The sequence below is a fragment of the Candidatus Izemoplasmatales bacterium genome (genome assembly GCA_041649275.1).
Lineage (GTDB): Bacteria > Bacillota_I > Bacilli_A > Izemoplasmatales > Hujiaoplasmataceae > UBA12489.
In genome coordinates this window covers 1-19,492 of record JBAZNL010000024.1, presented here as the reverse complement: position 1 = coordinate 19,492, position 19,492 = coordinate 1, and the positions used below count along the sequence as shown (strand labels likewise).

General features: G+C 61.3%; 14 protein-coding genes. All 14 read right to left on the bottom strand.

Features of this window, described 5'->3' with window-relative positions; translation table 11 throughout:
- The coding region (locus tag WC509_08795) for a hypothetical protein (GenBank protein MFA5007538.1) at positions 1 to 1,698 on the bottom strand (1,698 nt) is incomplete at its 3' end.
- A gap of 157 nt (positions 1,699 to 1,855) precedes the next feature.
- Positions 1,856 to 2,761: a cation diffusion facilitator family transporter gene (locus WC509_08790; GenBank protein ID MFA5007537.1), complete on the bottom strand. Its 906-nt coding sequence runs from the start codon at positions 2,759 to 2,761 to the stop codon at positions 1,856 to 1,858.
- Between the two features lie 159 nt (positions 2,762 to 2,920).
- On the bottom strand, positions 2,921 to 5,530 hold the full coding sequence (locus WC509_08785) for a hypothetical protein (protein MFA5007536.1): 2,610 nt from the start codon (positions 5,528 to 5,530) through the stop codon (positions 2,921 to 2,923).
- Between the two features lie 178 nt (positions 5,531 to 5,708).
- Positions 5,709 to 9,251, bottom strand: coding sequence for a pyruvate:ferredoxin (flavodoxin) oxidoreductase (gene nifJ, locus WC509_08780; protein ID MFA5007535.1), 3,543 nt, complete (start codon positions 9,249 to 9,251; stop codon positions 5,709 to 5,711).
- A 116-nt stretch (positions 9,252 to 9,367) separates the two neighbouring features.
- Positions 9,368 to 10,252 carry a choline/ethanolamine kinase family protein gene (locus WC509_08775; protein MFA5007534.1) on the bottom strand — a complete coding sequence of 295 codons (885 nt, stop codon included), beginning with the start codon at positions 10,250 to 10,252 and terminating at the stop codon, positions 9,368 to 9,370.
- Positions 10,249 to 11,037: an MBL fold metallo-hydrolase gene (locus WC509_08770; protein ID MFA5007533.1), complete on the bottom strand. Its 789-nt coding sequence runs from the start codon at positions 11,035 to 11,037 to the stop codon at positions 10,249 to 10,251. The genes WC509_08775 and WC509_08770 overlap by 4 nt, the downstream gene beginning before the upstream one ends.
- A 68-nt stretch (positions 11,038 to 11,105) precedes the next feature.
- Complete coding sequence (locus tag WC509_08765; protein ID MFA5007532.1) at positions 11,106 to 11,747, bottom strand: signal peptidase I; 642 nt, start codon at positions 11,745 to 11,747, stop codon at positions 11,106 to 11,108.
- 42 nt (positions 11,748 to 11,789) lie between these two features.
- Entirely contained in the window at positions 11,790 to 12,395 is a 606-nt protein-coding gene (locus WC509_08760) for a hypothetical protein (protein MFA5007531.1), read from the bottom strand.
- Between the two features lie 5 nt (positions 12,396 to 12,400).
- Complete coding sequence (locus tag WC509_08755; protein MFA5007530.1) at positions 12,401 to 13,024, bottom strand: hypothetical protein; 624 nt, start codon at positions 13,022 to 13,024, stop codon at positions 12,401 to 12,403.
- Positions 13,025 to 13,055: 31 nt separating this feature from the next.
- A complete protein-coding gene (locus WC509_08750) occupies positions 13,056 to 14,972 on the bottom strand; it encodes a hypothetical protein (GenBank protein MFA5007529.1) in 1,917 nt (638 codons plus the stop codon).
- A 15-nt stretch (positions 14,973 to 14,987) separates the two neighbouring features.
- Complete coding sequence (locus WC509_08745) at positions 14,988 to 16,670, bottom strand: hypothetical protein (protein MFA5007528.1); 1,683 nt, start codon at positions 16,668 to 16,670, stop codon at positions 14,988 to 14,990.
- 57 nt (positions 16,671 to 16,727) lie between these two features.
- Positions 16,728 to 17,429, bottom strand: coding sequence for a signal peptidase I (locus WC509_08740; GenBank protein ID MFA5007527.1), 702 nt, complete (start codon positions 17,427 to 17,429; stop codon positions 16,728 to 16,730).
- 267 nt (positions 17,430 to 17,696) lie between these two features.
- Complete coding sequence (locus WC509_08735; protein MFA5007526.1) at positions 17,697 to 18,536, bottom strand: hypothetical protein; 840 nt, start codon at positions 18,534 to 18,536, stop codon at positions 17,697 to 17,699.
- Positions 18,537 to 18,600: 64 nt separating this feature from the next.
- On the bottom strand, positions 18,601 to 19,492 hold an 892-nt coding region (locus WC509_08730), incomplete at its 5' end, for a hypothetical protein (GenBank protein MFA5007525.1).

Here is a 19,492-nt window from a genome sequence, read left to right as displayed (position 1 = left end):
CTGGATGTACCAGACTTCGCCGCCGGTGCCGAGGGTCTCGACTTCGACCGCGCCGTCGACGACCGTGAAGGTCGCGTCGATCTGGACCGAAGCCCAGGACTGGTCGACGGTCGTCCAGCTGGCCCAGGCCGAGCCTTCGCCGTTGACCGCGAAGCCCTCCGCTTCGAAGTCGCCGTTCTGGATGCCGTTTTCGATCAGGTTCCACTCTTCCGTGAAGGTGTAGAGGTGATCGAAGGTCACGTCGTCCTCGACGGGGGCCGGTTCGGCGTTGACGTCGACGTAGAGCTTCAGGTCGGTGATCGTGAAGACGCCGGTCTGGACGAGGTCGCCGTAGTTGCCGAAGTTCAACTTCATGAAGTAGTAGTCATAGAGCGATTCGAACTCGAATTCGAGGGCGTTGTCGCCGACGCTCAGTTCGACTCTCTGGGTGAGGGACGTGGGCTTCGAATAGTGGTCGCCGGTGACGTTGACTTCCATCGTGCGGGCGGTCGTGGCGTTGACGTTCATCGTCAGCTTGTACATCGCGCCCTGAACCAGCGTGAAGTCCTGCTTGAGCATGTCGTTCCACTGGATCTGGATGCCGTAGTCGACGGAGGTCGGGGTGACGATTTCGATCTCGAAGCCGCCTTCGACGTATTCGGCGGCGATTTCGCCGTCATTCATCCAGTAGTAGTACTGGCGGAGGAAGTCGGAGTCGGTGCCGCTGCCGATCGATTCGATGGCGGTGCTGACGGCGATCGCGTCATTCGTGAAGAAGTCCGGGACTTCGGCGTATTCGATGACGATCGGGCCTTCCCAAAGGACGAAGTTCGAGAACTCGAGGGTGCCGACGTTCGCCTGATCCTGAACCGTGCCGGTCAGGATGTTCATGTGCAGGACGGCCTGGTTGGCGACCCAGACCATCTCGTAGTCGAACGTTCCGGTCTTGACTTCGATGTAGCTGTGGGTGTCGTGGGCGTAGTCGCTGTTGGGGGCCTTGGTGACCATGTCGATGATGCGGTCCGTGGTGGATGTGATCGTCATCGTGATCTTGTAGGTGCGGCCTTCCTCGAGGGCGACGTCGGAGAGCATCACGGTCTGCATGCCGTAGTTGACGCCGCCGAGCCCTTCCTGGGTGATGATCAGTTTGCCGCCGGAGACGCCGACGCTGCCGGTCGTGCCGAGGACGTCGGCATTGGCGACCCAGTAGTACCAGACGTACGCGGAGTTGTCCCAGCTGTCGATGCCGATCGCGGCGCCGTCGGTGCCGAACCATTCGTCGTTGTCGATCGCGTCGGTCTCGGTGAATTGGATCGTCAGCGGACGGGCGGTGAACTTGATGTTGCTCGTCGCGCGGGCATACTTGCCGTTCACGGAGACGGTGTAGGTGATGCTGCAGACGGTCGCCGAGTAGGCCTTGAGCGTGCCGTTATCGGGGTCGACCTCGCAAGCGTCGTTGTCCGTCTGCCATCTGATGTTCGCCTTGTAGTCGACGCCGTCGGAACCATAGGCGTGAACCCCGGCGAGCAGGTTGTACGTTTCGTCGACGTAGATCTTGCTATCGTCGGTGAAACCCGTGTCCCTGACTCCCGACAGGGAGATGTAGAAGGCATCCGTGGTCACCGGTTGGGTCGTGGTGATCTCCGTCGTGGTGTTGTCGCACGCGACGATTCCGAACGCCAGAAGCAGGAACGAAAGCAGTAAAAAGCCCTTCTTCATTTGTGTCATTTCCTCCTTATTTCATTTCGCGTAACCGTTTACTCATTTATTATAGCAAAGGTCGTTAGCGTTTTCAACAGTGTTTCCTCGACTTTTCCTAAAAAGATCGAATAAATTAAAAAGAAATGTGTAATTGTTTACACATTTCTCGGTTGTTTCATTTTGACGTCAGTTTTTCCGGATTGACATGGACCATGATGTGCTTCACGTCGGGCAATTCCGCCTCGATCCGATCGTGGATTCCCTCGGCGATCGCATGCGCTTCGCCGACCGACAGATCGTTCCTGACGCGGATCTCGAGATCGACGTAGAGCTTGAGACCGAACATGCGCGTCTTCATCTCGTCGATGCCCACGACACCCGGATGGGCGTTCACGATCGCTTCGAGGCGGGAGACCGTCTCCGGGCCGGCCGCCTGGTCGACAACCTGGCTGAAGCCGGTCTTGATGACGAGAAAGGCGGTGCGGATGATCAGAAGGCAGATCACGAGCGACGCGACCGGTTCGAGCACGGTAAGGCCGAGCATCGCGCCGAGGATCCCGACGATCACGCCGCCGGCGGAGAATTCGTCGGAGCGGTGATCCATGGCCATCGCCTCGAGGGCCGGCGACGCCGCCTTCCGGGCGGCCGCGCGGGTGAAGCGGAACATCGTCTCCTTGATCACGATGGTCGCCGCGGCGGCGATCAGGGCGACCGCCGACGGGGCGGCGATCGTGGTGCCGGGGACGAACAGGAAGGCGTAGATCGACCCGATCGCGGCCTTGCCGATCTCGAGCGCGGTGACGATCAGGGCGACGCCGAGGAACACCGACGCCATGCTCTCGTACTTTTCGTGGCCATACGGGTGGTCGTCGTCCTGGGCCTTGCGCGCGAACACCGCGGCGATCGCCGCCGCGATCGCGGTGGCGACGTCGCCGATCGAGTTGACGGCGTCGGAGATCAGGGCCGTCGACCGGCCATAGACGCCCGCGACGATCTTGATGATCGCCAGAAACGCGTTCAAGATCGTGGTGAGGACGGTGGTCTTCTTGATGATACGTTTCTCGGCCTGCGGATCGGACATCGGGAAATCTCCTTCATAAACGCGAAGTGCGGGCAGTTTTCGCTGTCCCGCACTCGGCATGCTGTCTTTCGACCCGGGGTTTCCCCCTGATTGGAAGATGGAATTGTGGATCTTCGACTTCATTATAAGGCTTGCGGTCCCGCTTGTCAATTCGGGAAATCATTCGCCCGGATCGTAATTCTGGAAGACCTGGAGGAAGTAGACGTCCGCGATCGCGTCGATCGCGGTCTTGATGGCGGCTTCGTCGAGAACGTAGCCCGCGAGGAGTCCGCCGAAAGTACCCGTCTGGAGTTCTTCGGCGACGATGATGTTGAGGAATCCGACGACGTACATCGAGTCGTGCAGGTCGGTGAAGTAGGCTTCGATCGCCGTCTTGACCGACGTCGGCAGGACTGGGACGGTGATGTCGTAGACCTTCTCGACGTCCGCGCCGGTGCCGTAGACGATCTCGTAGAAACGGGATTCGGCGTAGAGCTTCAGCTGCGAAAGCGACGGAACGTCCTGGTCGTTCTCGGAACCGACGGTGTATTTCGGGGTGACGCCGTCGGTCTCGTAGGTCATCGTGAACTGGGCCGTCGGCTTCTCGAAGTCGGATCCCTTCTCGCAATACAGGAGGTAGGTGCCGTCGGCCGAGTCGACGAGTTCGGAGTAGTAGATCGAGGACTTGGATTCGTTCTCGGGGAGCCGGTATTCGGCGTAGGCGGCGATCAACCCGTCGATGATGTTCTGATTGTAGACGTCGAGGGAATTGAGGTACGTGACCGACTCGCTCGACGACAAATCCGTCGTCGCGAGCATCAGTCCGAACTGCTTGTAGGATCCCCACGTCGCGTCGGTCCGCTTCGCCTTGTTGTAGGCGGAGATGAGGTTCGAATAGGTGCGGCTCTCGTCCGCGTCCATGTACGCGCGGATCGCGGCTTCGAAGCCCGCAAGAAGCGTGTCGTAGGCGTCCGGATCGGCAAGCCCGGCGACGAACTCCTCGTAGTCGTCGGCGACTCCGTTCTCGTCGCGGTCGACGAAGATCTGGAGGACCTGGACGTCGAGGCTGTAGTAGTTGGCGTAGTACTCCTGGACGAGTCCGTAGAGGTAGTCGGTGAGGATCGCCCAGTCGTCGGCGACAATCCGGTCATAGACCGCGTACGGCTGCAGCGACGACTTGATGTAGTACTTCTCGATCATCTCCTCCTCCGACTTCGCGCCATAGGCGAGATAGAGGTATTCGGCGAAGGTGTAGATCGAGGCGTAGGAACTCTTCTCGAAGTTGCTCTTGAGGGTCGCGAGCGTCTCCCTGTGCTCCGCGAGCTTTTCCGAAGAGTTGGCGGAGATGTCGGTCTCGCAGGTCACGCTTCCCACGCAATAGACGTCGGCGAAGTGCATGTCGAAGACGTAGGGGAACTGGGCGGCGTAGAGGGCGTAGAGGGCACCGTTCTTCGCCATGGCGAACGCGAGCAGTTCGTCGGCGGTGATCTCCGTCTCGCCGAAGACGGCGACGATCGACTCGGATCCCTCCTCGTCGAGTTCGTAGGCGGTGTAGATGCTCTGATAGTCGACGCCGAGATAGTAGTCCTTGATCACGAAGCCGATTTCGGCGCGGGCTTCGGCGATGCGGTTGGACACGAAGCTCGAGGTCGCCAGCTGATTTTCGACGATGATCGATTCGATCTCGTCATAGACGTCCTGACCGATCAGGGACACGAGGTCGTCGGTGTCGGCGGAGAAGCCGGTCAGGTCGACCTTGGCGGTGTCGGTCAGCTTCATGATCATGTAGTAGGCGGTATCCGAGGTGCCCGGATAGCGCACCGGTTCGTAGGTGAACCACGCATCGTTGGCCGCATCCTCGAGATAGCTGTCGTAGCTGTCGAGGGTGGAGAAGATGAAGGTCGCGAGCGACGCCTGGGCGTCGGCGACGTCGGCGTAGACGAGCGTCGTCGCGTCGAGCGCCTTCAACGCTTCGGCGGAGGCGTCGACGATCGGGGTGCGGTAGCTGCCGTAGACGAAGTTGTACATCTCGACGAAGGCGGCGATGACCTCGGCGTCGGAGAGGACGGCGGTGTTGTCGTCGTTGAAGAACGGGACCTGGTCGATCGGCTTCGTGCCGACGTAGCGGCGGAGCTCGCCGTGGTACGACACGAGGTTCAGGCTGTCCATGACCGCCTCGGCGTCGGTGAGCGAGAGGAACTTGATCTTGAGGGCTTTCGCGTCGACGTAATAGCTGGATTTGTAGTATTTGGCGACGGCGGCTTCGCCGACATACCATGATTCCTCCGCATAGGTCTCGTCGAGCATCATGGCGGTGACGAAGTTCTCCTTGGCGCAGATCATCCGGAGGTATTCGTCTTCGTTCCCGGAGTAGCCGAGGAGCGTCATGTTCTGATCGTAGGTCGACTCGTAGTCGTCCCTGACGTCGGGCTCGAGCGCCGCGATCTCCGCGGCGTCGCTCGTACCGTAGGTGAGATAGAGCCGCTTCGCTTCGATCTCTTCGGGGGTGACGGCGGCGAGGGTTTCCGAGAGCATGACGGAGTCGATCATGAAGAGCAGCTGGTTGATGCCGTCGTTGATCTTGAACTCTTCGTAGAGGTCGCCGTAGGTGACCGCCACGGATCCGGATTCGTTGTGATAGAAGACCTCGTCGGGATTGGCGAGGCCGGGAACGACGGCGCCGTTGTCCGCCGTCGAGATCGTGGTCTTTTCGCTGCAGGCCGTCGCGCCGAAGAGGGCGAAGGCGGACAAGAGCGCGATCAGGGATTTCTTGCCGATGCTTCTGAACATGTCGTAGGCTCCTTACTGGGTTGAATACGCTATTATCTATTATATCTCATTCCCGCGCGGCGCGAAACCTTTTTTATCGGTCGCGCGTGCGTACATCTGGATTATACCTGCGCATGATGTGCGTTGTGTGAAGGAAAAGGACGGCGCCGCGAAGGCGCCGTCCGGATGACGGGATGAATCAGATGCCGTTCGAATAGTCCATCGCGAGGTAGCGCTTGTACATCGCGTAGCGGGACTGGGCGTCCTTCAGGTTGCGCTCGAGGAGTTCCGCGGCCTTCGCCGGGTTGATCTGCGAAAGCTGGGCGTAGCGGGTCTCGCTCATCAGGAAGGCGTGGTACTTGGACCAGTCGGGTTCCTTCGAATCCATCTGGAACGGGTTCTTGCCTTGGGCGATGAGGCGCGGATCGTAGCGGAACGTCGGCCAGTAGCCGCACTCGACGGCGAGTTTCGCCTGCATGTGGGAGGTGCCCATGCCGTTGTGCAGGCCGTGGCTGATGCACGGCGAGTAGGCGAGGACGAGCGACGGTCCCGGATAGTTCTCCGCCTCGGTCAGGGCCTTGTGGACCTGGGCGCCGGATGCGCCGTGGGCGATCTGGGCGACGTAGACGTGGCCGTAGGTCATCGCGATCGCGGCGAGGTCCTTCTTCTTGCCGGGCTTGCCGGCGGCGGTGAACTTGGCGATCGAGCCGGCGCGGGCCGACTTCGACGACTGTCCGCCGGTGTTCGAGTAGACCTCGGTGTCGAGGACGAGGATGTTCACGTCCTCGGCGTTGGCGATCACGTGGTCGAGACCGCCGAAGCCGATGTCGTAGGCCCAGCCGTCGCCGCCGATGATCCACTGCGACTGCTTGACGAGGTAGGCCTTCAGTTCGAGGATCGACTGCGCCGCGGCGGAGCCGTCGGCCTCGAGGAGCGGGATCAGCTTCTTCGAGATCGCAAGCGTCTTCTCGCCGTTCCCGCGGTTCTCGAGCCATTCGTTCAGGAGTCCCTTGACGGTTTCGTCCGCGAACGAGGGGAGGGCGTTATAGATCGTGTTCTGGAGCCGGTCGCGCATCGTCTCGACGCCGATCTGGAGGCCGAAGCCGAATTCGGCGTTGTCCTCGAAGAGCGAGTTGGCCCAGGCCGGACCGCGGCCTTCGGCGTTCTTGGTGTAGGGCGAGGCCGGGAACGAGGCGCCGTAGATCGACGAGCAGCCGGTGGCGTTGGCGATCACGAGGCGGTCGCCGAACAGCTGGGTGACCATCTTGATGTACGGAGTTTCGCCGCAGCCGGCGCAAGCGCCGGAGAATTCGAAGAGCGGCTGCGCGAACTGGCTGTTCTTGAGGTTCGTCTTGCCGACGAGGCCCACCTTGTTGGTGACCTTGTTGTAGAGGTAGTCGGCCTTGACGTGCTCCTTGTTCCGGATGCCTTCGGTGATCGGACGGTATTCGAGCGCCTTGACGCCCTTCATGCCGGGGCAGGTGTTGATGCAGACGCCGCAGCCGGTGCAGTCGAGGATGGAGACCTGGATGCGGTACTTGAGGCCCTGCAGGCCCTGGCCGACGGCGTCCTTCCAGACGGTGCCTTCCGGCGCCTTGGCGGCTTCCTCGGGGGTGGCGAGGATCGGGCGGATGCAGGCGTGCGGACAGGCGTAGGAGCACTGGTTGCACTGGATGCAGTTCTCCGGGATCCAGGTGGAGACTTCTTCGGCGATGCCGCGCTTCTCGTAGGCGGCGGTGCCGTTCGGGATCCGGCCGTCCTCGTAGCCGAGGAAGGCGGAGACCGGCAGCTCGTAGCCGCGGATCGAGTTGACCTTGTCGGCGACGTTCTTCACGAACGCCGGACGGTTGGGATCGTCGACGACCTTGACGGAAAGCTTCGCCCAGGCGGGATCGACCTGCGCCAGGCGGATGCCGTCGGCGCCGCGGTCGATCGCCTCGTAGTTCATCTTGACGATCGCCTCGCCTTTGCGCGAGAACGACTTCTCGGCGAACTTCTTCATCGCCTTCTGGGCCTTCTCGTAGGGCATGATCTGCTCGTTCAGCTTGAAGAACGCCGACTGCATGATCGTCGAGATCAGCTTGACCTCGCCGATCTCGCGGGCGAGCTTGAAGGCGTCGATGACGTAGAAGCGGACGCCTCTCTCGGCGAGCACCTTCTTGACGTCGTCGGGCAAAATCGAGCCGACATCGGCCGGGTCGACGGACGCGTTCAGGAGGAACACGCCGTTCTTGCGGATGCCGCCGATGAGGTCGAAGCGCGTCAGGTAGGATTCCTGCGAGCACGAGACGAAGTGCGGGTTGTTGACGAGGTAGGTCGCGCGGATCGGATTCTTGCCGAAGCGCAGGTGCATGCGGGTGATGCCGCCCGACTTCTTCGAGTCGTACGAGGCATAGGCCTGGCCGTAGAGGTCGGTGTAGTCGCCGATGATCTTGGAGATGTTCTTCACGGCGCCGACGGTGCCGTCGGAGCCGAGACCGAACATGAGGACCTCGGTGGTGTCGGGATCGGTGACGTCGGGATATTCCGCGACCGGAAGCGACGAACCGTTGACGTCGTCGACGATGCCGATCGTGAAATGGTTCTTCTTCTTGCCGCGGAGGTTCTCGTAGACGGCGAAGATCTGCGCCGGCGTGGTGTCCTTGGAGGACAGGCCGTAGCGGCCGCCGATGATCTTCGGGGCGTTCGCGGTGCCGTAGTAGATGCTCCGCACGTCGAGGTAGAGCGGTTCGCCTTCGGCGCCGGTCTCCTTCGTGCGGTCGAGAACGGCGATGCGCTTGACCGACTTCGGCATCGCCTTGAAGAAGTACTTCGCGGAGAACGGACGGTAAAGGTGGACGGCGAGGAGGCCGACCTTCTCGCCCTGGGCGAGCTTGAAGTCGACGACTTCGCGGATCGCCTCGGTGACCGAGCCCATCGCGACGATGACGTCGGTGGCGTCTTCGGCGCCGTAGTAGGAGAACGGACGGTAGTCGCGGCCGGTGACCCTGGAGATCTCCTTCAGGTACTTGGCGACGACGTCGGGGATCGGGGTGTAGTACTTCTCCTGGATCTCCTTCGCCTGGAAGTAGACGTCGTCGTTCTGCGCGGTGCCGCGGGTCTCCGGGTTGCCGGAGTTGAGGGCGCGGGTCCGGAAGGCGGCGACGGCCTCGCGGTCGAGCAGGCGGTCGAAGACGGCATAGTCCATCACTTCGATCTTGTTGACCTCGTGGCTGGTGCGGAAGCCGTCGAAGAAATGCAGGAAGGGGACGCTCGTCCTGATCGCGGCGAGGTGGGCGACGCCGGCGATGTCCATCGTCTCCTGGACGGAGCCCGACGCGAGCATCGCGAAGCCGGTCTGGCGGACGGCCATGACGTCCTGATGGTCGCCGAAGATCGAAAGCGCGTGGGCGGCGATCGAACGGGCGGCGACGTGGATGACGCCGGGAAGGAGTTCGCCGGCGATCTTGTACATGTTCGGGACCTTCAGGAGCAGACCCTGGGATGCGGTGAACGTGGTGGTGAGGGCGCCGGAGAGAAGCGAGCCGTGGACGGTGCCGGCGGCGCCGGCCTCCGACTGCATCTCGATGACCTTGACGGGCATCCCGAAGAGATTCTTCTTGCCTTGCGAGGCCCAGAGATCGACGAACTCGGGCATCGGCGTCGACGGCGTGATCGGGTAGATGCCGGCGACTTCGGTGAACGCATAGGCGCAGTACGCCGCAGCCTGGTTTCCGTCCATCGATTCAAAGACTTTTTTCATGTTCTCAGCCATTGAAACAACCTCCTATGGGTTCTTATGGTGATCGTCATTTCCATCTGAATATTATACCCGAAAACGACGCCGATGACAATGTGCTTTCGGGGGATAAACCGCTTTCAGCGATGGGCGACGGCGGAATCGTACATCGCGTTCGCCTTCGCGACGTAGGCGGCGGCGATCGCCTTGAAGTCGAGTCCGAGCTCCTGCGAGAGCCCGGTCGCCTCCTTGAAGAGCGCCACGTTGTGCCATTGCAGGCACTGGAAAGTGCGCCACGCGTAGAGCCGGAACCACTCCTTTTGCGTCGGTGTCCGGCCCAGATAGACGGGCAGGAGGCCCTCCGCATAGCGGAAGTCGTTGTTGCCGTAGCAGGCGACGTCATAGAGCGGATCGTTGTTTCCGCCGAACTCCCAGTCGACCAGAAGGATCTCTCCGTCCGGCTTCAGGATGAAGTTGGAGGTCTGCGCGTCGTTGTGGCAGAAGACGCGCGGCCCACCGTCGAGGGCGGCGCGGAAGGACAGGAAGCGGTCGCGGATGTCGAGATAGTCGGCCGCGTGCGACAGACCGCGTTCGACGACGAGGCGTTCGTACCGCTGGAGCCGCTCGTAGGGGGCGTAGTCGAGCTCGGTTTCGAGCCCGGCGTCGTGCAGGCGGTGGAGGATCGCCGCGGCAGACCGGTAATGCGCCGCCGGATCCGCCTGCGCGAGCGGGATTCCCGGGACGAACAGGCTGATCTTGCGGCCCGTCGCGACGTCGAGGCGGCGCGTCAGGTTGCCGTCGATCCGAAGCGGCGCGACGAGCGAAAGCGTCTTCGCCTCGATCCGCCGGTCGACGAAGACCTCGGCGTTCTTGCCGGGAATGCGGTAGACGTACTGCGTGCCTTCGGCCTCGACGACGTAGTTGGAGTTCGACATGCCGCCCTTGAGGCGGTCGAGGACGGCGATCGGGACGCCGGCGCCGAGGAAGTCCGCCATGCCTTCGCGGACGATCGATTCATGATTCATACGGATTCCACCTCCATCGGTTCGTCCTGGAGCGCGCACACGATCCGGACCTGGTCGAGCGCAAGACCCTGTTCGAGGAAGACCGAACGATAGGTCGAAAGCGCCTTGTCGGGCGTGTTGCATTCCTGGGAGAGATGCGCGAGCGTGATCGCGCGGGTGCGGTCGCCGACGAGGTTGGCGACGAGGAAGGCCGAATCCTCGTTGGAAAGATGGCCCTGGTCGTCGAGGATGCGGCGCTTCAGGATCCACGGACGGTCCGATTCCAGAAGCATGTCCGGATCGTGGTTGGCCTCGATCACGTAGGCCTCCGCGTTCCTGATCGAGTCGATCCGGTCTTCCGGGAAATACCCCGTGTCGGTCATGTAGACGAGTGCGCGGCCGCCGGCGGTGAACTTGTACCCGCACGGCTCGAGCGCGTCGTGGTAGGTGGCGAAGGGCTTGACGGTGATGCCGTCGAGCAGGATCGGTTCGTCGGTTTTGACGACGCGGAAGTCGGTCTCCTTCAGGTTCGTCCCGACGGGACGCGGGAGATTCCGCTTCGTGCCCTCGGTCAGGTAGACGGGGCAACGGAACTTGTTCACGATCGCGACCAAAAAGCCGACGTGGTCGGCGTGTTCGTGGGTCACGAAGACGCCGTCGAGCCGTTCGAGACGCTCGCCGCGGAGGGAGAGCCGGCTCTGGATCATGCGAAGCGAGATGCCGGCGTCGACGAGATAGCGGGCGTCGCCGTGTTTCAGGATCGTGGCGTTGCCCTTCGAGCCCGACGCCAGCACGATGTATTCCATGGGTATCACATCCACCGTCCATTATAATATAAAAGGATCGCCAGAGGAAGAAAAAGAAGGGACCCGCGTCATTCCGGATCCCCTTCGTGCGTTTCCTTGAGCAGTTCTTCCTTGAGTTCCTCGACCAACTTCGCCTTCTCGGCCTCCAGGGTCTGCCGGCGATGCTCGTTGACGGCCTTCACGAGGCTGGCGCCTTCCGAGAGCCCGATCAGAAGGAAGAGTCCGATCGCGCCGAGGTAGATGAGGTTCTGTCCCCCCGACGTGACGAAGCGGTAGACGTTTCCGAGAAAGACGGATCGCCGGAGGTAGCGTCCGACGATCTGGTCGGCGGTCACCGTCCAGTCGTCGGCGGCGTTGTTCGCGTCGCCGCGCGTCGAAAACGTGCGTCCGTCCCCTTCGCCCGCGGCCGTGACGATGCGGTGGGTGACGGTGGTCAGGACGGCGTTCCCGCCGACCTCGATCGTCGTCTCGAAGGTGATCACGTCGCCGACCTCGAGGTCGTCCGGATCGGTCCGGGCGACGACGATGATGTCTCCGGTCATGATCGAAGGTTCCATCGACCCCGACTTGATGTAGAGCACGCTGTAGCCGAAGAGCGACGGCACCTCCCGCCGTCCGAGGGCCCAGACGACGTTCAGGACGAGCAGGACCGCGAGCAGGAAGACGAGATAGGGAAGCGCCGCGCCGAGGCGGTGGAGGATCTTCTTCATCGTGGACCTCCCTTCCAAGGAAAAGGCGGAACGCGGTTCCGCCTATGCCGGATATCCGGTCGCGAAATCGTAACCCGAGAGACTCGTCCAGGCGACGTTGTCCGCCTGCTTGACCTGGATCGTGACGCTGACGGAGACGTTCTGTCCGCCATAGTCGATGCCGGTCAGATCGCCGTCGTAGGAAATCGACGTGATGATCGTCATCGGCCCGGATGCGGCCGCGATCTCGTAGGTGGTGACGGGGGTTCCGGGAGTGTAGTACCAGTAGCCGGAGATGTACGAGAAGCCCGTTCCGAACGTCACCGCGAGGTGGTCGTCGACGGCGTCCGCATAGGTCGTCTCGACGCACGTGACGGTGCCCGGGTTGGTGCATCGGTCGTAGGTCACGAGCACCCGTAGCTGCGAGGTGATCGGCGAGTCGTTGTCGACCGCGATCGGCGTCGCGATCAGTTCCTGGCCGGGAACGACGATCGTGTCGTTTGCGATGAACGCGCCCGTCTCGGTATAGCGGAGGTCGCCGGCGGCGATGTTCTCGGTCGTGAAGGTGACCGACTGACCGAACCAGCCGTAGGTCATCCCGACGACGGCGAGCGCCGCGAGCAGGAAGAAGAGCGAAAGCAGGGTAAGGATCCGGATCTTCGTCCGCATCGGGATCACCCCTCGTCCGCGATCGACTGGACCGAGATCAGATCGATCGTGAGCTTCAGGTTCTGGTAGTCGTTGCCCATCGTCTCGGCGATCGAAAGCGAGAAGTAGACGGTCTCCGAATCCGAAACGGCGATGTCGAGGTTCGTCGCGCCGTAGAACTGCGAGGCGGACGTCACCGGACCGCCGGCGAGCGTCTGGATCGGCTGGTCGGTGATCGTGTCCGTATTCGCGGTGTTGGTCATCGAGTAGAGCAGGACCGCGGCGAGCGAGCGCCCCGCCTGGAAGTTGGCGTCGTCGCCGAGGATGTCGGCGACCGAGTTCGAAAAGCCGATGAAGGCGACGGCCGTGTCGATCGGCTTGGCGCCGACGTTCGTGATCACGAGCCGATAGTAGAAGACGTCGCCGGGAACGGCGTTCGCAATCGCGATGGCGGATGTCGACGTCCAGCCCGAAACGCCGTCGGCGGAGGTTTCGAGGACGGCGGTCGCCTCGACGTCCTCGACGGCGACCTCGGTGCCGCCGAGATGGACGATGTCGGAGAGGGTCAGCCAGGCGAAGGTGGCGCCGATGAACAAAAGGACGGCGCTGGTCAAAGCCGCGATGGATAGAGACATTTTCCGTTTGAACATGTCCATCCCTCCTTTGACCGGCGCCGCCATGTCACTGCGGATCGCTTTCCTGGTTCTTCGCTTCGATTTCCGTCGGCGCGACGACGATCGGCTCCTTGGCCGCCGCCTTCTTCGGCGCCGCGTTCTGTTTCGGGGTGCCCGCCTTCTTGGCCGAGGTCTTCGGCTTCGGCGGCAAACCGCCTTCGGCGATCGCCTTCTCGATCTCCTCGAGCGCCTTCTTGGCGGCTTCGCGGCGGGCGATCTCCTCCAGGCGCGCCTTCTCGCGGCGCTCCTGTTCCTGCTTCTTGAGTCTGGCGGCGAGTTCGATCGCGCGCTGCTTGGCGCGTTCCTTCTCGAGCTTCTCGCGTTCGATCCGCTTCTGCTTCTCGCGTTCGGCGGTTTCGCGGGCCTTCTGTTCGGCCTTCTCCTTGGCGAGCTTCTCCTTGCGCTTCTGCTCGGCGAGGGCGAGCGCCTTCTTGGCGGCCTCGATCTTGCGCTTCTTGGCGGCTTCGGCGGCCTTGCGTTCCGCCTCTTCCTTGCGCTTGCGGTCTTCCTCTTCCTTCTGGATCCGCGCCTTCTCGGCCCGTTCGGCCTCGAGGATGGCGGCCTTCTGATCCTTCATGTTGCGGAGTTCGAGGAGCGCGACGGCACGCTGAGTGGACATTTCCTTCAGGTCGACGCGCTTGATCTCGTCGATCATGCGGTAGACCTCGAGCATCTGTTCCTGGACCTTGATCTTCTCGTCGAGGGTCGGCGCGGCGGCGGGGTCGAAGGTTTCCGCGAGGTAGTCCTTGTATACGGCGTTGGTGATGTCGTTGATCTGCTTGAAGACGATGTCGATCGACTCGCGGACGGTGATGCCGGCTTCCTTGAGGGTCTTCAGGCGGGAGTAGTTGCTCTTCTTGATCTGCTCGAGGTAGTACTGGTTCAGGCGGTTGTTCTCGAGTTCGATCACGCCCGGCTCCATGCGCATGTCGCCGGCGTGGACCTTGGCGATCTTCCCGCGCTTCTCCTGGCGGAAGGAGTAGGGGTTCTCCTGGCTGATCACGAACTCGTCCTTCTGGTTGTCGGCGACGGTCGCATAGAGCACCATCAGGGAATTCTGGAGACGTTCGAGGTACTGGTCGTCGAACTCGACGTCGCGTTCGAAGACGTCGATGTCGAAGCCGATCTGGTCGAGCGAATCCATCATCAGCCAGAGGTTGTAGCACTGCTTGAAGTCGGGGTTCTTCATGATGATGTTGGTCTTCATGATCGGCGGGTTCACCGGCGGGAACTCCCGCATCTGGCTCATGAAGAGCGACATCTTGAAGTTGGTGATCGAGGTGCGGAGCGTCGTCATCCGGTCGAGCAGTTCCTGGTTCTTGCGGTCGATCTCGTCCTCGGGAAGGTTCTGGTTGATCTTGAGGGTGACGTCGAACTCCATCGCCGCCGATTCCCAGTTGATCGCGGACTTGACGTTCAGGAAATTGACGTATTCGGTGTGCATCTTCTTGACGATGATGTCGTAGCGCTTCTCGATGAAGAGGTAGAGCTTGTCGACGAGGGTCTTGAGGAAGCGGTTCTCGTAGGTGCCGAAGTCGGATTCGTTGAAGCTGGTCATGACCTTGGACGGCGTCACAACCCCCTCGCGCGAGATGGACTTGATCAGCTGGGTGTTGGCGGCGAGGTGGCGGACGGTGTCCTTGTCCGTCTTCTTGGCGCGTTCGACCGGCACGATCATCGTCATCTGCTTCAGGTTCTCGCGGGGCGAACGGGTGATCTTATCAATGACGGGAACCGCCGCCTCCACCGCGGACATCCAGGCGTCGTCGAAGACGCGACGCTCGCGGCGTTCCTTCTGGTAGAGCGTCGTGTTCCCGCTCTTGAGGACGTTCATGAAGATTTGGGCGAACTCGTCGGACTTGTTCACGCCGGCGAAGGTGGTGTTGATCTTCTTGTAATAGCGTTTCGCGTTCAGATCGTTCATGGTTCACCGGACCTCCTAAAGCTGCTTCATGAGATTCCGGACGAACTTGACGGATTCGGGGAACGCGTTCTTCCCGAAGATCTTGTGGATCTGGGTGACGAGTTCTTCCATTTCGTTTCGAAGGAAAGACAGGTTCAGGCTTTCGAATTTGCGCAGGATCTTGTTGGCGAAGATATAGTCGAGTCCGTCCTCCTCCGTGCCGCCGCAGGCGACGTAGACGGGGATGAACTTGTTCAGCTGGACCACGATGCGGTTGCCGAAGGCGATCTTGAAGTTGTTCTGGACGTACTTGTCGAGCACGGTGAACTTGTCGAGCAGTTCGCGCGAGACGGGATACTTGTAGTAGGCCTCGTCGAACAGCTCCTGCAGGTAGGAGTAGGACATGTTCACGGGCTGGGTCTCGGGGGCCTGGAAGAATTCGCCCTTGGCGGTGAACTCGAGCGCGATCGCGCGGTCGTAGACCTTGTCGGTGATCGTGAAGGTCGAGTCGTCCTTGTTGGCGGTGCCGATGAACCAGACGTTCAGCGGCACGCTGATCTTGCCGTTCACGACCTTGATCGGGTCGGAGGGCTTGGAGTCCGGAACGAGGTCGATCTTCCATTCGGAGGAGTCCGGCATCTCCATGATCGAGAGGAACTCGGCGAAATAGTACTCGATGCGGGCGAGGTTCATCTCGTCGAGCACGATCAGGTTGACGTCCTTGCGGTAGGAGGCTTCATAGAGCGCCTTGAGGAAGTCGGTCTCGTTGAAGCGCTTCGTGAACTCGTTCAGGTAGCCGAGGATCTCGGCGCGGTCGCGCCATGACGGCTGGACCGAGATGATCGCGGCCTGGTTTCCGAAGAACTTGGCCATCGCGTACGGCAAGGAGGTCTTGCCGGTGCCGGAGATGCCCTGGAGGATGATGACCTTCGAGGCGGCCATGCCGGCGAAGAAGTTGGAGACCATGCGCGGGGTGTAATAGAGTTTGAGGGCCGAGGCGGCGAAGTTGACGAAGCGCGTCACGAGTTCGGGCAGCGTGACCTGGTCCGTCTCCTCCATGTAGATGTGCGTGTCCTTGCCGGCGTAGTCCTTGTCGACCTGGATCAGCTTGACGAAGCGCGAAGGTCCGACCGGCTCGGTCGACGGCGGCGGGGTCGCGGCCCTGGCCGTCTCGGAGACGGCGGCCGGGGATCCGGCGGCGGCGACCACGCCCGGACCCCCCATCGCCATCGCCGGAGCGGTGGCGTAGCCGACGGCGGGAGCGACGAACGAACGGCCGGGAACCGGCCCGGCGACGATCCGTTCGGCGGCCTGCCCGGTGGTGGCGTTGATGCCGAGCTGGGAGACCTTCATCGCCAGGATCTGGTTCTTCTCGTCGATCAGGGCGACGACCTTGTCGTTCAGGTTGGCGATCTCCTCGATCAGCTCGTTCTTCTCGAACTCGATCGAGCGGAACGCGAGATAGCGCCGGAAGATCAGGACGATCTTGGCGATCACGAAGGCGAAGAAGCACAGGTTCAGGATCGCGGTCACGAAGACCATGATCCAGGAAAGCAGCGTGAAGTCGACGGACTCGGTTTCTAGAAGCGAGAAGTACGAACGCAGGTTGTCGACGAATTTCACGATCGTCTCGTTCCAGACGGCTTCGCGGAAAAAGTACTTGACGTCTTCCCAGAGATAGCGGTACAGTTCGACGAAGAATCTCGAAAATTCGTTCATGCGTTCTCACTTCCTTCCCTGTCCGACATGTCGATGCGCGTTCAGCAGCTGTTCGGATCAGCTCTTGGTGGCGGCTTCTTCCCGGGCCTTGCGTTCCGCTTCGATCTCGGCGCGGGCGGCGGCGAGCGCTTCCTCGCGGATCTTGTCCTTGTCGCCGACGGCCTTCTGGACGTTGTAGTCGGAGACGACCTTGACGAACTTCACGACCTCGTAGACGAGGAAGGAGAAGCACGGCAGGACGATGAAGATGAAGAAGCCGGTCGGCGACTTCAGGAACCCGACGAGGCCGTCGACGAACGCGCCGAAACCGGCAAGCTTTCCGCCGTTCCAGATGCCGAAGACGTCGTTCTCGAAGACGAGATCGGTGTCGACGAGGGCGTTGGCGTCGCCTTTGGTCCGGTACCAGTGGGTCACGCCGTCGTCATACGAGAGGACTTCGACGATCCTATGCGAGTTGTAGATCGTGTACTCCTCGCCTTCGACCTCGATCGTCATCCGGTAGGTGATGACGTCGTCGACGGTGAGGTCGTCCGGATTCACGTTCGTGTTGACGAAGATCAGGTCGCCTTCCTCGAACGTCCCGGACATGGAAGCGGATTGGACGGACAGGGACGAAATCCCGAAAACCGACGTCGAATTGTACTCCTGTTCGGAGAAAAGGGCGACGAGGGCATAGATCGCGACCACTCCAAGCACCACGTAAAAGGCGATGTTGAGCGCCAGATTGAGACCTTTTTTCTTGTTCTTCTGATTTTCCATCCTGAGACACACTCCTCACGATACTATCGATTAACACGCTAAATTATATTATATAGTATATTTTCGATATTTTCATCACGAAATGTGAAATTTCATCGAAATCTCGGCGTGCGCGACGGTCGGAGGATCGACGGGAGCGCCTTTTCCGAAACCGTATCCACAGCGGGAGGATCCTCGGTTTCGGAAAAAACGCCCCGAGAAGACAACACAACTTAGGTTATCGCGCCTAAGTTGTGTCGGGATATCGGGGATTTGGGCGTTTTTTCGTTAGAGGACGGCCTTGACGATGAAACCGAAGGAGAAACTGAAGTCGGCGTTCAGGACGTTGTTGTTGGAATCGAAGTCCCAGCCTTCGATCCAGATGCGGACGGTGACTTTCTCGGGAACGTCGGCCGTAAGTGAAAGGATCGTGTCGGCGAGTGCGAGATCGTCCGTGGACTGGTCCGCAACAGCGGTGTCATCGTAATAGAGGCCATGCAAAGCTTCGAGTGCCGTCTTCGTTGCGGGGAGGATAACCGTTGTGTCCGTGTATTCGTAATCGTAATCCTTGTCGTAGCCATAGATCACGGGCGTCGCGATGTCGGCCGATTTCACGGACAGGCGGACGGCGTTGACGATCTCGTCCTGCTGATCGGTGTTGGACTCGTTCGAGACGACCGCGAGTTCCATTGTTGCGACCGTCACGTCCTTGTCCTGGGACAGGATCCACATCGAGAATTCGATGTACTGGCCCGGGACGGCGGGGCTGGCGGATGCCGCGGTAATGAGATCCTGACGGATCATGGAGAGACCGTCGGTGGTCGTGACCGGCTCGAGGATGATGTCGGTGAATAGATATTCTGCGAGGATGTTGTCGTTGGAAAGCAGCGTGACGTAGTTGGCGGGGTTGAGCAGGTACGTTTCGTCGTCCACCATGTTGTACCCGCCGCCGTTCTCGTCGTCCATCATGATCATGAGCGATGTGGCGGTCTGGACGTTCAGCTGGATGTCGGAGACTTGCGATGCCATGCCGATCGTGAACCAGGCGTACGTGGCGCCGATCATGGTGAGGAACGAGAAAACCGCAACCATTCCCGCGAGAAGGATCTTTTTCTTGAATGCGTTCATGCAGGTTCCTTCTTTCCGTCGTTCCGCCTCCCCGCCTTCATCGGGCGGGGATGCGGGATGCGACTCATTCGATGATCTCGAAGTTGAACGAGATGTTGAATTTGGATGCGAGGATGGCGTTGGTGGTCTGGGCGTCCCAGCCCTCGATGTAGATGCGGACGGTGATCAGCGACGGCGTGTCGGCGTCGAGTGCCGCGATGGGTGTCGGAGCCGTCGACGAGGAGATGCTGGCGGAATCGAGGCCGTAGAAGAGCGAGTGCTGCGCGAGCAGCCCGCTGCGCTGGCCGGCGGTCAGCGTGTACGGTCCGGCGATCGTCGGCTCGTCGGGTGTGTCGGCGGCGCCGCGCATGCCCGCCGTGAAGGCGAATGCGTAGTCGGGGTTGGTGCTGAAGATCAGCGCCGGATTGACGACCGGGGTGGCGAGTTCCTGCGACATCCACAGGGCGAGGTTGACCGCGTAGATGACGTTGTCCTGGGTGTCCAGATCGTTCGTCGCCGCCTCGACCGAGATGTTCAGGTCGGACAGGTAGATCGTGTTGTTGGACACCTGGGAGAGGAGCCAGAACTTCAGCTCGACGAAGTCGCCGGTGGGCGAGTTCGCATTGGTCGTGGTCGTGAGCGCCTTGGTGATGACGTCCATGGTCTTGAGGGTCTGGCCGTCGAGGTCGTCGTAGGCGGCGTTCGCGGCCGTGACCGGACCGAGGCGGTAGCCGGCGAGGCCGGAGTACTCGGTAGTGGCGGTGATGTCTGTGGAAACGAGGTTGTTCCGGTACGTGGCCGCGTCGAGCAGGCTCTCCTCGTCGAGGAGATCCTGCGCGGGATCGCCCTCGAACTCCCCGTCGTAGACGCGGATGAGAAGCGAGGTGTCGGTCTTGACGTTGATCTGCATCTGACCGACTTCGACGGTGTTGGACACCGTGAACCAGGCGAAGGTCGTACCGAACGAGGCGATGATC

Bases quoted from the DNA above. Each gene is read 5' to 3' on its own strand.
- WC509_08755 (MFA5007530.1), bottom strand. From the start codon at position 13,024: ATGTTCAAACGGAAAATGTCTCTATCCATCGCGGCTTTGACCAGCGCC.
- WC509_08750 (MFA5007529.1), bottom strand. From the start codon at position 14,972: ATGAACGATCTGAACGCGAAACGCTATTACAAGAAGATCAACACCACC.
- WC509_08745 (MFA5007528.1), bottom strand. From the start codon at position 16,670: ATGAACGAATTTTCGAGATTCTTCGTCGAACTGTACCGCTATCTCTGG.
- WC509_08790 (MFA5007537.1), bottom strand. From the start codon at position 2,761: ATGTCCGATCCGCAGGCCGAGAAACGTATCATCAAGAAGACCACCGTC.
- WC509_08740 (MFA5007527.1), bottom strand. From the start codon at position 17,429: ATGGAAAATCAGAAGAACAAGAAAAAAGGTCTCAATCTGGCGCTCAAC.
- WC509_08770 (MFA5007533.1), bottom strand. From the start codon at position 11,037: ATGGAATACATCGTGCTGGCGTCGGGCTCGAAGGGCAACGCCACGATC.
- nifJ (MFA5007535.1), bottom strand. From the start codon at position 9,251: ATGAAAAAAGTCTTTGAATCGATGGACGGAAACCAGGCTGCGGCGTAC.
- WC509_08775 (MFA5007534.1), bottom strand. From the start codon at position 10,252: ATGAATCATGAATCGATCGTCCGCGAAGGCATGGCGGACTTCCTCGGC.
- WC509_08760 (MFA5007531.1), bottom strand. From the start codon at position 12,395: ATGCGGACGAAGATCCGGATCCTTACCCTGCTTTCGCTCTTCTTCCTG.
- WC509_08785 (MFA5007536.1), bottom strand. From the start codon at position 5,530: ATGTTCAGAAGCATCGGCAAGAAATCCCTGATCGCGCTCTTGTCCGCC.
- WC509_08765 (MFA5007532.1), bottom strand. From the start codon at position 11,747: ATGAAGAAGATCCTCCACCGCCTCGGCGCGGCGCTTCCCTATCTCGTC.
- WC509_08735 (MFA5007526.1), bottom strand. From the start codon at position 18,536: ATGAACGCATTCAAGAAAAAGATCCTTCTCGCGGGAATGGTTGCGGTT.